The sequence below is a fragment of the Vibrio sp. HENC-03 genome, from assembly GCF_000305755.2.
GTDB lineage: Bacteria > Pseudomonadota > Gammaproteobacteria > Enterobacterales > Vibrionaceae > Vibrio > Vibrio owensii.
Genome location: NZ_JH976128.1, coordinates 320989 through 334653 on the forward strand (window position 1 = coordinate 320989; position 13665 = coordinate 334653).

General features: G+C 46.5%; 11 protein-coding genes. 2 read left to right on the forward strand and 9 right to left on the reverse strand.

The window, feature by feature from the left end:
• Positions 1 to 91 precede the first annotated feature (91 nt).
• Together VCHENC03_RS03645 and VCHENC03_RS03640 are read left to right on the forward strand one after the other, a co-directional pair.
• Positions 92 to 886 (forward strand): cytochrome C assembly family protein, encoded by a 795-nt coding sequence (locus VCHENC03_RS03645; RefSeq protein ID WP_005438043.1) that lies wholly within the window; start codon positions 92 to 94, stop codon positions 884 to 886.
• Between the two features lie 154 nt (positions 887 to 1040).
• Positions 1041 to 2321 (forward strand): HlyC/CorC family transporter, encoded by a 1281-nt coding sequence (locus VCHENC03_RS03640; RefSeq protein ID WP_009707575.1) that lies wholly within the window; start codon positions 1041 to 1043, stop codon positions 2319 to 2321.
• A gap of 86 nt (positions 2322 to 2407) precedes the next feature.
• Here the strand turns inward: VCHENC03_RS03640 and luxS are convergent, their stop codons facing one another.
• The 9 genes from luxS to VCHENC03_RS03595 form a co-directional block, all read right to left on the reverse strand.
• On the reverse strand, positions 2408 to 2926 hold the full coding sequence (gene luxS, locus VCHENC03_RS03635) for an S-ribosylhomocysteine lyase (RefSeq protein WP_005438047.1): 519 nt from the start codon (positions 2924 to 2926) through the stop codon (positions 2408 to 2410).
• Between the two features lie 91 nt (positions 2927 to 3017).
• Positions 3018 to 3623: a transglycosylase SLT domain-containing protein gene (locus tag VCHENC03_RS03630; protein WP_009707576.1), complete on the reverse strand. Its 606-nt coding sequence runs from the start codon at positions 3621 to 3623 to the stop codon at positions 3018 to 3020.
• A gap of 19 nt (positions 3624 to 3642) precedes the next feature.
• Positions 3643 to 5211 carry a glutamate--cysteine ligase gene (gene gshA, locus VCHENC03_RS03625; RefSeq protein ID WP_005438052.1) on the reverse strand — a complete coding sequence of 523 codons (1569 nt, stop codon included), beginning with the start codon at positions 5209 to 5211 and terminating at the stop codon, positions 3643 to 3645.
• Positions 5212 to 5374: 163 nt separating this feature from the next.
• A complete protein-coding gene (locus VCHENC03_RS03620; protein WP_032803037.1) occupies positions 5375 to 8218 on the reverse strand; it encodes a M16 family metallopeptidase in 2844 nt (947 codons plus the stop codon).
• A 9-nt stretch (positions 8219 to 8227) separates the two neighbouring features.
• Positions 8228 to 8689, reverse strand: a complete 462-nt coding sequence (locus tag VCHENC03_RS03615; RefSeq protein WP_009707578.1) for a YqaA family protein — start codon at positions 8687 to 8689, stop codon at positions 8228 to 8230.
• Positions 8683 to 9633: an NADP-dependent oxidoreductase gene (locus VCHENC03_RS03610; RefSeq protein ID WP_009707579.1), complete on the reverse strand. Its 951-nt coding sequence runs from the start codon at positions 9631 to 9633 to the stop codon at positions 8683 to 8685. Before VCHENC03_RS03610 ends, VCHENC03_RS03615 begins: the two co-directional genes overlap by 7 nt.
• 157 nt (positions 9634 to 9790) lie before the next feature.
• The gene (locus tag VCHENC03_RS03605; RefSeq protein ID WP_005448436.1) at positions 9791 to 10921 is read right to left on the reverse strand and encodes a sodium ion-translocating decarboxylase subunit beta; all 1131 of its coding nucleotides are present in this window, start codon (positions 10919 to 10921) and stop codon (positions 9791 to 9793) included.
• A 9-nt stretch (positions 10922 to 10930) separates the two neighbouring features.
• On the reverse strand, positions 10931 to 12721 hold the full coding sequence (oadA, locus tag VCHENC03_RS03600; RefSeq protein WP_009707580.1) for a sodium-extruding oxaloacetate decarboxylase subunit alpha: 1791 nt from the start codon (positions 12719 to 12721) through the stop codon (positions 10931 to 10933).
• Between the two features lie 33 nt (positions 12722 to 12754).
• Complete coding sequence (locus VCHENC03_RS03595; protein ID WP_005448441.1) at positions 12755 to 13012, reverse strand: oxaloacetate decarboxylase subunit gamma; 258 nt, start codon at positions 13010 to 13012, stop codon at positions 12755 to 12757.
• Between the last annotated feature and the right edge of the window lie 653 nt (positions 13013 to 13665).

Genomic DNA, 13665 nt, shown 5'->3' on the forward strand with positions numbered 1-13665 from the left:
ATCTCTCGTGATTGATGAGGCATCGCCCATAGCCCCAAAGAGTAATGCAAGGTATAATTTTCACCATTGTGCACAATAACTCTTAAGATTCATGGATAGCTTAATTGCCATCGCAGCCGCCATTCTTTACGTTTTGGCAATTGCGACCATCATTCCCGGACTCTCTCAGCAGTCAGGAATCAAAGCGAAAACCGTATTTGCCAGTGCGGCATGTGCGTTGGTTTTTCACGCTTGGATTCTGAGTGATCTGATTTTCGACGGTTCAGGGCAAAACCTCAGCATTCTTAACGTCGCTTCTTTGATCAGCTTTATCATCTCTCTCGTGATGAGTGTGGCGATGCTCAAGAATCGTTTGTGGTTCCTTCTTCCTGTGGTTTATAGCTTTGCTGCCATCAACTTAACTGCTGCTACCTTCTTACCAAGCACGTTTATTAAGCATTTAGAGAACGACCCTAAGCTACTTATTCACATTTCTTTTGCGCTGTTCTCCTACGCTACCTTAACCATTGGTGCGCTATACGCTCTGCAACTGGCGTGGCTCGACCACAAGCTCAAAGCCAAGAAGTCGTTGGCAATTAATCCGAACTTGCCACCATTGATGATGGTTGAACGACAACTGTTCAAGATTATCTTGATTGGTAACTTATTACTCACAGGCACATTGATTACTGGTTTTGTCTTCGTACAAGACATGTTTGCTCAAGGTAAAGCACACAAAGGTATCCTTTCTTTCATCGCTTGGATTGTGTATTCCATCTTGCTTTGGGGTCATTATCAAAAAGGTTGGCGTGGTAAGAAAGTGACTTGGTTTGCAGTCGCGGGTGCGACACTGCTGACCTTGGCATACTTTGGCAGCCGCTTCGTGAAAGAGATCATATTAAGTTGATGTAATCCATCTATTAAATTCAATTAATAAGGAGCCTTGTGCTCCTTATCCTTTATATTGATGGGTAAATAAAATAGAGTACCCCTTATTCCATTGACTTAGCGGCCAAGCTCGGTCATAAATTAACCAAACACATACAAGGAACTGCTGCGTTTTGGACGACATATCTACGGGTATCTTATTTGCGCTACTCGCGTGTCTTATCGTCATATCAGGTTACTTCTCAGGTTCAGAAACAGGGATGATGTCTTTGAACCGTTACCGCTTAAAGCACTTAGCCAATAATGGGCATAAAGGGGCGAAGCGAGTCGAAAAGCTATTAGACCGTCCAGATCGTTTGATTGGTCTTATCCTTATCGGCAACAACCTTGTTAATATTTTGGCGTCTGCCATCGCGACCATTTTGGGTATGCGATTATACGGTGATATCGGTGTTGCCATCGCAACTGGTGCACTGACTATGGTGGTGCTCGTATTTGCAGAAGTCACACCGAAAACCATCGCCGCCCTCTACCCTGAACGCGTGTCCTACGCGAGTAGTATTCTCCTCACGATTCTGATGAAAGTTCTGTCACCTTTGGTGATGTTAGTGAACTTTATTACTAATGGTTTTATCCGCCTTATTGGTGTGAAAGCCGATCACAACACAGAAGATCACCTTAGTTCAGAAGAGTTGCGTACGGTTGTAAATGAAGCGGGTGGCATGATTCCGCGCCGTCACCAAGACATGCTGGTTTCGATTTTGGATCTTGAACACGTCACCGTGAACGACATCATGGTGCCACGTAATGAGATCACTGGCATCGACATCAATGACGATTGGAAATCTATCGTACGTCAGCTGACTCACTCTCCTCATGGCCGCATTGTGCTGTACCGTGATCAGATTGATGAAGTGGTTGGTATGCTGCGTCTGCGCGAAGCGTACCGTTTGATGCTAGAGAAGAACGAGTTCAACAAAGAAACACTGCTACGTGCTGCCGATGAGGTGTACTACATCCCAGAAGGCACACCTCTGAACGTGCAGATGCTGAAGTTCCAACGCAACAAACAGCGCATTGGTTTGATTGTCGATGAGTATGGCGACATTAATGGCTTGGTAACGTTGGAAGATATCTTGGAAGAGATTGTTGGCGAATTTACCACTTCTATCGCACCAAGTTTATCGGAAGAAATTACTCCGCAAGGTGATGGTAGCTTCTTGATTGAAGGCAGTGCCAATATCCGAGATATCAACAAAGGCTTGAAGTGGAAACTACCGACCGACGGCCCACGAACTTTGAATGGCCTGATTCTAGAACATTTAGAAGACATTCCAGAAAGCCATTTAAGCGTGCAAGTCGCAGGGCATCCAATGGAAATTGTCGATATTGAAGAGAATCGCATAAAGCTTGTTAAGGTGTACCCAAAACTCAAGAAAAGTAGCGATAAATAGCGCCGAAAAAACAAAAAAGAGCCTGACATTATCAGGCTCTTTCTTTTTATGCGTTTCGAACTCTACGCTCTGAACTGAAAGACAGGTTAGTCGATACGTAGTTCTTTAAGCATTGACTCTGGCAGCGCAAGCTCGTCATTCTTATTAACTGATACACCGGCTTCTAGAATGTTCTTCGCAATTTGCTTTGCTTCATCCAGAGAGTGCATTGCTGCTGTACCACATTGGTACTCGTTCAACTCAGGGATCTTGTTTTGGTTTTCTACTTTCAAAACATCTTCCATCGCGGCAATCCAAGCGTCAGCCACTTGCTGCTCTGAAGGCGTGCCAATCAAACTCATGTAGAAACCGGTGCGACAGCCCATTGGTGAAATATCAATAATCTCGACACTCTCACCGTTTAAGTGGTTACGCATAAAGCCTGCGTACAAGTGCTCTAATGTATGAATCCCTTTCTCAGAAAGGATGTCTTTGTTTGGCGCAGTGAAACGTAGGTCGAATACCGTTATGGTGTCCCCTTTTGGAGTTTGCATCGTTTTAGCCACACGGACTGCTGGTGCATTCATGCGTGTGTGGTCTACGGTAAAACTGTCTAATAAAGGCATTACATCTCTCCTGATTGTAATCACCAACACTCACAAGTATTGGTCGTTATTTCTGTTCATTCCCTCACTCATAATCCATGGATTGAGTGAGCTAAAAGAACCAGCCGCTGTTGTCTTCCAATTCCTGACGACATTGTTTCAGCTGCCAGCCATAAGTCTTTGCGGTTTGCTCTACGCGTCTTGCAACCTTAATTAAGCTTGGTTTGCTGTTATAAGTGCCGCGTTTGTAGCCGCCACGTCCTTCATGATACGCAAGGTACTGGTTGTAAGGGTCCCACAACGAGATACCCAATTGGCGACGAGTTTCATGGGTATACCAACCGACAAACATCATTGAGTCGTCAAAGTTCGTACGTGAGCCACCTTGTCCCGTCGCATCTTGGAAGTCATCCCAAGCAGGGTCTTGGGCTTGAGCATAACCGTAAGCGCTGCTAACGCGTCCCCACGGAATAAAGCCGAGAATATAGTCTTTAGGTGGTCGAGCATCATGACGAAAGCTACTTTCTTGCTTAATGATCGCCATCGCCACATTGATTGGCGTGCCCCACTCTTCTTCCATGTCTTTGGCATCTTCATACCAACCGGATTTTTCTCGGAATATTTCACATAGGTTGTCTTGTTGCTTTGGGGGCGCAGTCGCACAACCGCCTAACATCACGCTCCCAAGTACAGACACCACTAACGGCTTAATGTCCAATCCCTGTCCTTACTGCTGATTATTGTTTTAGGTAAGCAAAGTAATCTTCTAAGAAGTCATCAAAGGATAACGTATCACTTTGCTCTGCTTGTTTTTGCTTCTCTACCGATGTCGCAACTTCCGTTTCCATTGCGTCAGCTGAATATTGCTCATAGCTGTGTGCTAGGTTTTCTTCACGGAACTTCATGCCAAGCGCACAACCCACTTTACCTAAACCACCGTGCTCTTTTGTCAGCTCAAGCAGTTGGCCAGAAATGGTCAGCTCTGGTTCATCAATCCAAGATTCTAGTTTGTCACAAACCGCTTGGTACGCATTGCCACCAGCTGCAGCATCCATTTCAACCGCAATCAGACGAAGGTCAGCGAATACGCGATGAGCCCAATCTTGTAGAGACAGACGCTCGCCTTGGCAACCGATTTGCAGCATTAAGCCTTTCTCGCGGCCAGAAACAATGACTTTGTTCCAGTTGTCACGCCAGCATTCTAGCTCGCAGTTATCCATCGGATCAGAGTCTGAAAGCGCTGCCCACGTTAGGAATAGGTCAAGGAAGCGAACTTGCTCTTCACTCACACCAACGGCACTGAATGGGTTCACATCGAGCGAGCGAACTTCAATGTATTCCACACCGCCACGTTTAAGCGCTTCAGAAGGCTTTTCACCGCTCTTCGTTACACGTTTCGGACGAATTGGGGCGTACAATTCATTCTCAATTTGCAGAATGTTTGAGTTAAGCTGACGATATTCACCATCGACTTTCACACCAATCTCAGCAAACTCTTCAGATGGACGACGAATCGCGTCACTCAAACCTTCAAGATACTGGTCGATACTATTAAAGCCAATCTTAAGCACGCTTTGAGCGCTGTTGGTGTAACCGAGATCACTCAGACGCAGAGAGGTCGCTTTTGGTAGGTATAAGGTGCCACCAATTTTCTCAAATGGCAGATCCGTCTCACGTCCTTGAATGAACGAGCCACACAATGCTGGTGACGCACCAAAGAAGTACGGGATCATCCAACCAAAGCGATAGTAGTTACGGATTAGAGCAAAGTACGCTGCGGATTTCGTTTCTTGGCGAGCTTCTTCATCTTGCTCACCATGCAACGCATCCCAGAACGATTCAGGGAAAGAGAAGTTGAAGTGCACGCCCGAGATAATTTGCATCAAGCTACCGTAGCGGCGTTTTAGACCTTCACGGTAAAGCGTTTTCATTTTTGCTGAGTTTGATGAGCCATATTGAGCTAGCTGAATATCATCTTCAGTGCCTACATAACATGGCATCGAAAGCGGCCACATTTTCTCTTCACCCATTTTGGTTTGAGTGAAGTGATGGATGTCTTTCAACTGTCCCATCAATTCAGGGATCTCATGTGATACAGGCGTAATGAATTCTAGTAGAGATTCTGAAAAGTCTGTCGTGATCCATTTGTTTGTGAACGCTGAGCCCAAACCCTCTGGATGAGGTGTTGTTGCTAGGTGTCCATCCTGACGATAGCGCAAAGTTTCTCGCTCAACACCGCGTCCAAACTGCTTAAATACTTCTGGGTTTGATGCAACTTGTTTTAGTCGCGCAGCAAAATCAGTCAAAATGAGGTTCGCTTATATTGGGAGCAGGACACTCGCCAAGCGTGGCAAGTGAAAGCTAAGTTATTGATATATAATCCATCTAGATAAATAACCCATCAAAAAGTCATTTATCTAGTTAGAAACGAATAGCGGAGAGTCTCCTCTCCGCTATTAAATGTGTACTCTATCGAATGATTTCAAGCTCTTCCACGTCTTTCCCTAACTTTTCTAGTTGAGGGCGAAGGGAAGTCGCATCTCCGACGACCACGATTTGATAGTCGTTCGGGTCAAACCATTTCTGTGCTAGAGCGTTGAGCGTCTGCTTATCGACGGTCTCAACAATAGCGTTTCGTTGTTGTAGATAATCTTTATCTAAGTTGTATTTCAAAATATCACTGATGAGTTTGCCTTTCTGTGTTGGCGTCTCATATTTCAGTGCATCTTTTTGACCGACCGCTTGGCGCATAAATTTCAACTCATCGTCAGTCATGCCCGATTGTGAGAACTCGTTCAACTCATTCTCCATCTCGATGATAGACGCCACCGTCGAATCCGCACGCACTTGCGCAGTAAATACAACCGACCCCGTTTCTACATTACCGGAGAAATAACCATAAGCACCATAAGTGTAGCCTTTGTCTTCACGAAGGTTTTGGTTGATACGGCTATTAAAGTTACCCGCTAGGTTAAAGTTTGCTAACTGACCCAGATAGAAATCGCCTGTTGCATCGTAAGGCATGCCTTGACGAACCATCATGACCACACTTTGTGGTGCCCCTGGCTTATCCACCAAGTGCACTTTTTGCGTACCGAGTGGTGCGATAGTTTGCGGCGCGTAAAGTGGAGCGGCTTCATCTTCCCAATTTGCCCAGAAAGACAGCTGTTTCTCTAAGTCCGCTTTACTGATATCACCAACGGCAATGATCTGTGCGCTTTGTGGCGTGTAATGCTTCGCATAGAAATCACGAACATCATCCAACGTCAGCGCTTGAAGCCCCGCCTTGGTGCCATCTTTCGGGCGTGCAAAGATAGAATTACCATACAACACTTGGCGACTTGCCTGTGATGCCATCCAGCTTGGTTTTTGGTGTTCATAAACCAGACCTTCTAACGCTTGTGTTTTCACTCGGTCAAAGTCTTCTTGCTTGAATGCCGGAGACAACAACATCTCCTCAACAATCTTCAACGTTGGTGCCAGATTCTTCTCAAGTGCAGAGACGCTGATGTCCGTCGTGTAGCCACTCGCATCGACAGAAATAACGCTGCCAAGCTTGTCTAGTTCAGCTTGGATGTCTTCTGCAGAGCGCTTAGTTGTGCCCTCTTGCAACATCGCTGCGGTAAGCTGAGCAAGACCTTCTTTACCTCTTTCAACAAAACGCGTACCAGCAGGCAGACTAAACTGCATTGTCACTGTTGGTGTTTCACTGCTTACGGTTCCAAGTAATTCCGAACCGTTTTTGAAGTGAATGTCGTACAGTTTTGGCATCGTCGCTTCAACAGGTGCACCCGCTGGCGGTTGGATAGAGCGATCGAAGTTGTCCGTTGCACGACGATAAGCCAATTGGTCATCGGTGATCTTTTGGTACTCAGGTAATGTGCGTTTTGGTGTTACGAAAGTTGCTGGCTTCACAGCTAGCTCTGTCTTACCTTTTGGCACAACGCTCAGCGTTACCTTGTTCTTGCCTTGAATAAAATCACTGTATGCTTTTTCTACCGATTCAGGCGTAACAGCACGGAGCTGTTCAAGTTGCTGTTCAATTAGATCTGGCTTACCAAAGAACGTTTGGTTTGATGCTAACTGCGTGACTTTGCCTTTTACACTTTCTAGAGCAAAAATCGCATCGGCTTCGGTTTTACCTTTCAGTTGCTCAAGACGATCTTTAGTTACGCCATCTTTGGCGAACTTATCCAACGATGCCATCAACTCATCATAGAGCTTGGATAAGTCACCTTTGTCGCCAGAATCCCCCATCGCATAAACATAGAAATTACACGATAGCTCAGCACAATCTTGGAATGATCCCGCATCGACAGCTTTCTGTGTTTTGACCAAGTCTTGGTAAAGCACGCTGTTCGTGCCGCTGCCCAACACACTAGCTAAAGTATCCAGCGAGGCTTGATTCGCTTCACCGCTATAAGTTGTCGGCCATGCGATCATGACCATAGGCTGCTGAATACGATCTTCTAATGTGATGTATTTGCTTTCGGCAAGCTTAGCAGGCTGCTTAGGAGCGTTTTCCACCTCTGGGCCACGAGGGATCGAGCCAAAGTATTTGTTCACCCACGCCAACGTCTGTTCTACATCGATATCACCACCAATGGTCAATACCGCGTTGTTTGGGCCATACCAACGTAAGAAGAAAGCTTTCAGGTCGTTCACATCCACGCGATCAAGGTCTTCTACGTAACCGATGGTTTGCCATGAATACGGATGACCTTCTGGGTACAAGGCTTCAGACATGCGCTCCCAAATCAAACCATAAGGTCGGTTGTCGTAACGCTGAGCTCGTTCGTTCTTCACGGTAGAACGTTGGATCTCAAACTTACGTTGAGACACGGCATCGAGCAAATAGCCCATGCGATCCGATTCGAGCCACAGCATTTTTTCTAACTGGTTAGCCGGAACGGTTTCGAAGTAGTTGGTGAGGTCACGGTTAGTGGTGCCATTTAGGGTACCACCCGCTTCCGTAATAATTTTGAAGTGCTCTTGGTCACCCACGTTCTCAGAGCCTTGGAACATCATGTGCTCAAAAAAGTGCGCAAAGCCAGATTTACCGATCTCTTCACGTGCAGAACCCACGTGGTAAGTAACATCCACATGCACAAGTGGGTCAGAATCTTCAGGTGCCAGAATCAGCGTAAGGCCGTTATCGAGTTGATATTTCTGGTATGGGATTTTTACTTTGCCTTCTTCTGCTTTTGATGACTCAACGAAAGTCACCCCATCAGGCAATGACGAAACAGGGGCGTTTGATGCACAGCCCGTGATCACTAAAAGTGAGCACGCACTTACCCAGAACATTCTCATGCGCTTTCCTTAAAATAAACCGAGATAGATGGCAGCTAGCACGCTATATCTTGCGGCTTTGCCTAAAAATATAAGAACTAAACACGGCAGAAACTTCATCCTTAACCATCCTGCCGCTAAACATAGTGGGTCGCCAATAACAGGCAACCAACTAAAGAACAATCCCCAGTAACCGTATTTTGACAGCCACTTCAATGCGGTGTGACCGTGCTTTTCATCTTGGGTTTTATTCGGAATCCACAACCCAAGCCAATAGTTAGTCAAACCACCAAGCGTATTACCGATCGTGGCGACAATGATAATGGAAGAAACGGAGTACTGGTTTAACGATAAAGTGGCTATCAATCCCGCTTCAGAGCCACCCGGTAACAAAGTGGCACTGAGAAAACCGGTAATGAATAGCACCCACAATGCAGAGTCAGAAAACCACAGTGCTAGGTTTTCGAAAGCCGTATTAAAGGCTTCTAACATGTCATATCAAGCAAGATCTTGCCTCGCGTCCGTCCGGATTCGACTTGTTTGTGTGCTTCCACAACCTCATTCATCGGATAGACGTGTTGTATTTCTGTTTTCAACAATCCGACCCCAACCATGTAAAGTAAGGTATCGAGTTGTTCGCGATCGGGTTCCACCAACATACCGCTCGCCTCAAAGCCAAGCAGCTTCGCCTTTTCGCAGATCAGTTCGGCGGTAATGGTTGGAACGGTGATGACTCGAGCATCATCAGTCAGACATTTGAGAGCATCAAGTGCAGCATCGCCACCAACAAGATCAATCAAAACATCCACATCTTCAACACGTTCTGACACTGGCGCAAATTGATAGTTCACTGCATGCGCCCCCAATGTGGCGAGGTAGTCTAAATTTCGTTCACTGCAGGTGGTAAAGACTTCAGCTTTGGTTGCCACGGCGATTTGTACCGCTATGTGGCCAACACCACCAGCACCAGCAAGAATCAATACTCGGTCGCCTTCGGTAACATTGGCCTTGCTTAATGCTTGAGCCGCCGTTTGACCCGCAAGAGGTAGCACCGCAGCCGCTTCTAAAGTGACAGTATTTGGAACATGGCTGAGTTCAGACTCGGGAACACAAACGTATTGGCTGTAACCACCGCCTCGGATAGGGAAGCCTATAAACCCCGCGACCTCGTCGCCTTCATTAAAACGCGACGTTCCCTCACCACAGGAAACAACTTTCCCTGAGATGTCATAACCCGGAACCCAAGGTAAGTTATCTTTATTTTGTGCGGCAGCCCATCCAAGCCCTGCTCGAGTTTTAACATCAATTGGATTTATGCCTGAGTAGGCAACTTTAATGAGGATTTCACCCGCTTGTGGTGCCGGTGTTGTGGTGGTTTGCAGTGCAAGAACGTCTGCGTCGCCAAATTCGGTAATCGCTATCTGTTTGTGTTCCATGACCCATTCCCTGCGAGAAAACAAAAAGGGATGCAAGAGCATCCCTTTGACTATAAACCATTTTGTTTGTCGAAGTTAATCGCCAATTTGTAAATTGATAGCTAATTCCATTTCATAGAATATCCACCAACTTTCAGGCACTACTTACAGGGACATACTAGCCGACAAGTGCGAGCAAAATACCAGCCGCTACTGCTGAACCGAGTACCCCAGCAACGTTTGGTCCCATTGCGTGCATCAACAAGAAGTTTTGTGGGTTTGCTTCTAGGCCAACCTTATTCACAACACGTGCCGCCATTGGTACTGCAGAAACACCTGCAGCACCAATAAGTGGGTTGATGTCTTCTTTCGAGAACTTGTTAAGCAGTTTCGCCATCAGAACACCCGCGCCAGTACCGATACTGAACGCGACTGCACCAAGTCCCAAGATGCCCAGCGTTTCTAGGTTCAGGAACTGCTCAGCTTGCAGCTTAGAACCAACACCAAGCCCCAAGAAAATGGTCACAATGTTGATCAGTTCGTTTTGAGCTGTTTTCGATAAACGATCCACCACACCAGCTTCACGCATCAGGTTACCCAAACAGAACATACCAACTAAAGGCGTTGCCGAAGGTAAGAACAGAATCGTCATCAATAATACAGCGAGAGGGAAGATCACTTTCTCCCACTTACCAACATGGCGAAGCTGAGCCATCTTGATCTGGCGCTCTTCTTTGGTTGTCAGAGCTTTCATGATTGGTGGCTGAATGATCGGTACTAAGGCCATGTAGCTGTATGCTGCCACGGCAATCGCACCTAACAGATCTGGAGAGAGTTTACTCGCCAAGAAAATAGCCGTTGGGCCATCCGCACCACCGATGATCGCGATAGACGATGCATCCGCCATGGAGAACTCCATACCCGGAACATAGTTAAGTAGAATCGCACCAAATAATGTTGCGAAGATACCAAACTGCGCCGCAGCACCTAACCACAAGGTTTTAGGGTTCGCAATCAAAGCGCCAAAGTCGGTCATCGCACCTACGCCCATGAAGATCAGCAGCGGGAACACACCCGACTCGATCCCAATGTAGTAGACGTAGTACAACAAGCCGCCCGGCTCGGTAAAGCCAGCATTTGGAATGTTCGCTAAGATAGCGCCAAAACCAATTGGCAATAACAGTAAGGGCTCAAAGCCTTTTTTGATCGCCAAAAACAGCAAGGTACAACCAACCAACATCATACAGATTTGGCCGAACTCAAAGTTCGCGATCCCTGTTTCTGACCATAAGGTCATCAATCCGTCCATGATACTCCCTTACGCCAGGCTAAGAAGAGGTGAGCCAACGGTAACAGCATCCCCTTCTTTCACATTCAACTCTTGAACCACACCACCACGTGCAGCGCGAACTTCTGTTTCCATCTTCATCGCTTCAAGAATCAAAAGTACATCACCTTCTGCCACTTCAGCACCCGGCTGAACATTGACTTTAAAGATGTTGCCCGCAAGTGGTGCTGGAACTGCTTCCGCTGCGCTATTAGCAGCAACTGGCGCTGCAGGTTGAGCAGGTACTGCTGCCGCATTTGGCGTCACAGAAGTTAATTGACCTTGCGGCCCCACTTCTACTTCATACACTTGACCATCAACACGCACGCTGTAGGTTTCTACACCGCCAGTAGCAGGTTGCGCTATAGGCGCAGCAGCTGGTTTCGCAGCTTCTAAGGTTGGTGCTGGTTCAAAGGCATCTGGATTGCCACGGTTTTTCAGGAATTTCAGACCAACTTGAGGGAATAACGCGTAAGTTAGGACATCGTCGACACGTTCGCTTGCTAGCTTAATGCCTTCAGATTGCGCTTTCTCCATCAAATCAACGGTTAGGGTTTCCATTTCTGCTTCAAGTAAATCAGCAGGACGACAAGTAATGGCTTCTTTGCCATCCAGCACTTTTGCTTGTAGCTCGGCGTTGACTGCTGCTGGAGCTGCACCGTATTCGCCTTTTAGAACACCCGCAGTTTCTTTAGTGATGCTCTTGTAGCGCTCACCTGTTAGTACGTTGATCACCGCTTGAGTACCAACAATCTGAGACGTCGGGGTCACTAGTGGGATAAAGCCAAGATCTTCACGTACACGTGGGATCTCTTCCAATACTTCATCGATACGATCTGCAGCGCCTTGTTCTTTAAGCTGACCTTCCATGTTGGTCAGCATGCCCCCTGGAACTTGGGCGATTAGAATGCGTGAATCCACACCTTTTAGCTGACCTTCCCACTTCGCGTATTTTTTACGTACTTCACGGAAGTAAGCCGCGATAGGCTCGATTTGGTCTAGTTTCAGATTGGTATCGCGCTCAGTGCCTTGCAGCATCGCAACCACGGTCTCAGTAGGCGTATGACCGTATGTACAACTCATCGAAGAAATCGCAGTATCAAGAATATCGATACCCGCTTCTACAGCTTTCACGGCAGTAGCAGTAGATAGACCGGTCGTTGCATGACAGTGAAGCGCTAGTGGCACATCACAAGATGCTTTGATGCGTGTGATCAGCTCTTCCGCTTCATAAGGTTTAAGCAGACCAGACATATCTTTAATACAAAGAGAGTGACAACCTAAGTCTTCAAGACGTTTAGCAAGGTCAACCCATGTGTCTGCGTTATGCACTGGGCTCGTGGTGTAAGACAATGTTCCTTGCGCATGTGCACCAACATCAACAGTGGCTTTCACCGCTTTTTGGAAGTTACGTACGTCATTCATTGCATCAAAGATACGGAACACATCCATACCATTCACGTGCGCACGCTCAACAAACTTCTCTACTACGTCATCGGCATAATGGCGGTACCCTAAAAGGTTTTGACCACGCAGTAGCATTTGCATTGGTGTATTTGGCATTGCTTTTTTCAATTCGCGTAGGCGCTCCCATGGGTCTTCACCCAAGAAACGGATACACGCATCAAATGTTGCGCCACCCCAGGTCTCTAACGACCAGTAACCAACCTTATCTAACTCAGCTGCGATAGGCAGCATATCTTCGATACGCATACGTGTAGCAAACAGGGATTGATGGGCGTCACGAAGGACCACATCAGTGATAGCTAGTGGTTTAGACATGCTCTTAAACTCCTTTTTAATCCTATCTTTCGGCTACTTCGCGACTGAGGCGCGATGTTTATGAATCGCAGCCGAGATCGCCGCCACTACTTGTGGACTAACAGCTGAAGAGGTTGATTGAACGTTGGTATTTGTTTTCGGTGCTGCGATCGGCGCTGGTACTTCTTCTGGCACCAATTTAGACATTAGCCGAACGAGATAAACTAGAATGGTGAGGAAAATAAATACGACCGCCATCCCTGTTAGCATCAGGGTGGCCGCATCTACTAGCAGGCTTCCTATATTCGTCATGTTGCTTCCTTTCTTTGTCATCCTGACAATGTGCAGGACTTTAATAGCGTCAAATCCCGACCAATGGATTATCTCGATTGGTTAAATTTTGTCAATTTTGTTTAAGGAAGCTTTTAAATAATCTCTAATATTGATTATTTATTCACTACCCAGATCACAAATCACACGAAAACTCACTTCTTTAGCGGGTTCGCTCAACATATAACCACAGTAAATCAAAGTGTTTGCAAAAACTGCGATTGGGATTTCAAAACGAAAAGAGTTTTTCAGGAAGAAAATAAAATAAAAACAGGAAGATAGACCAAATTAACACACACAAAACAAATCAATAACAACAATGAAACACTTGTGTTCTCGCCAATATTTTAATGACGTTATGTGGGCCGCTTAACCAATAAGACGAGAGAAAGCGCGCTCAGGAGCTCTAAGATGACTATTTAGGCGAATCAATGCTATTGCCTCAAAAACTGAGGGCCATGCGTTTGAAACAAAGTCTCGTGCAAAAGGAGGCGATAAATAAGCAGGAGGCACAGAGCCTCATGGCCGAGCAGCAGATACAAAAAAGCCCCGCATAAGCGAGGCTTTTTCTAAAGAGTGGCGCGTCCTGGAGGATTCGAACCTCCGACCGCCTGGTTCGTAGCCAGGTACTCTAT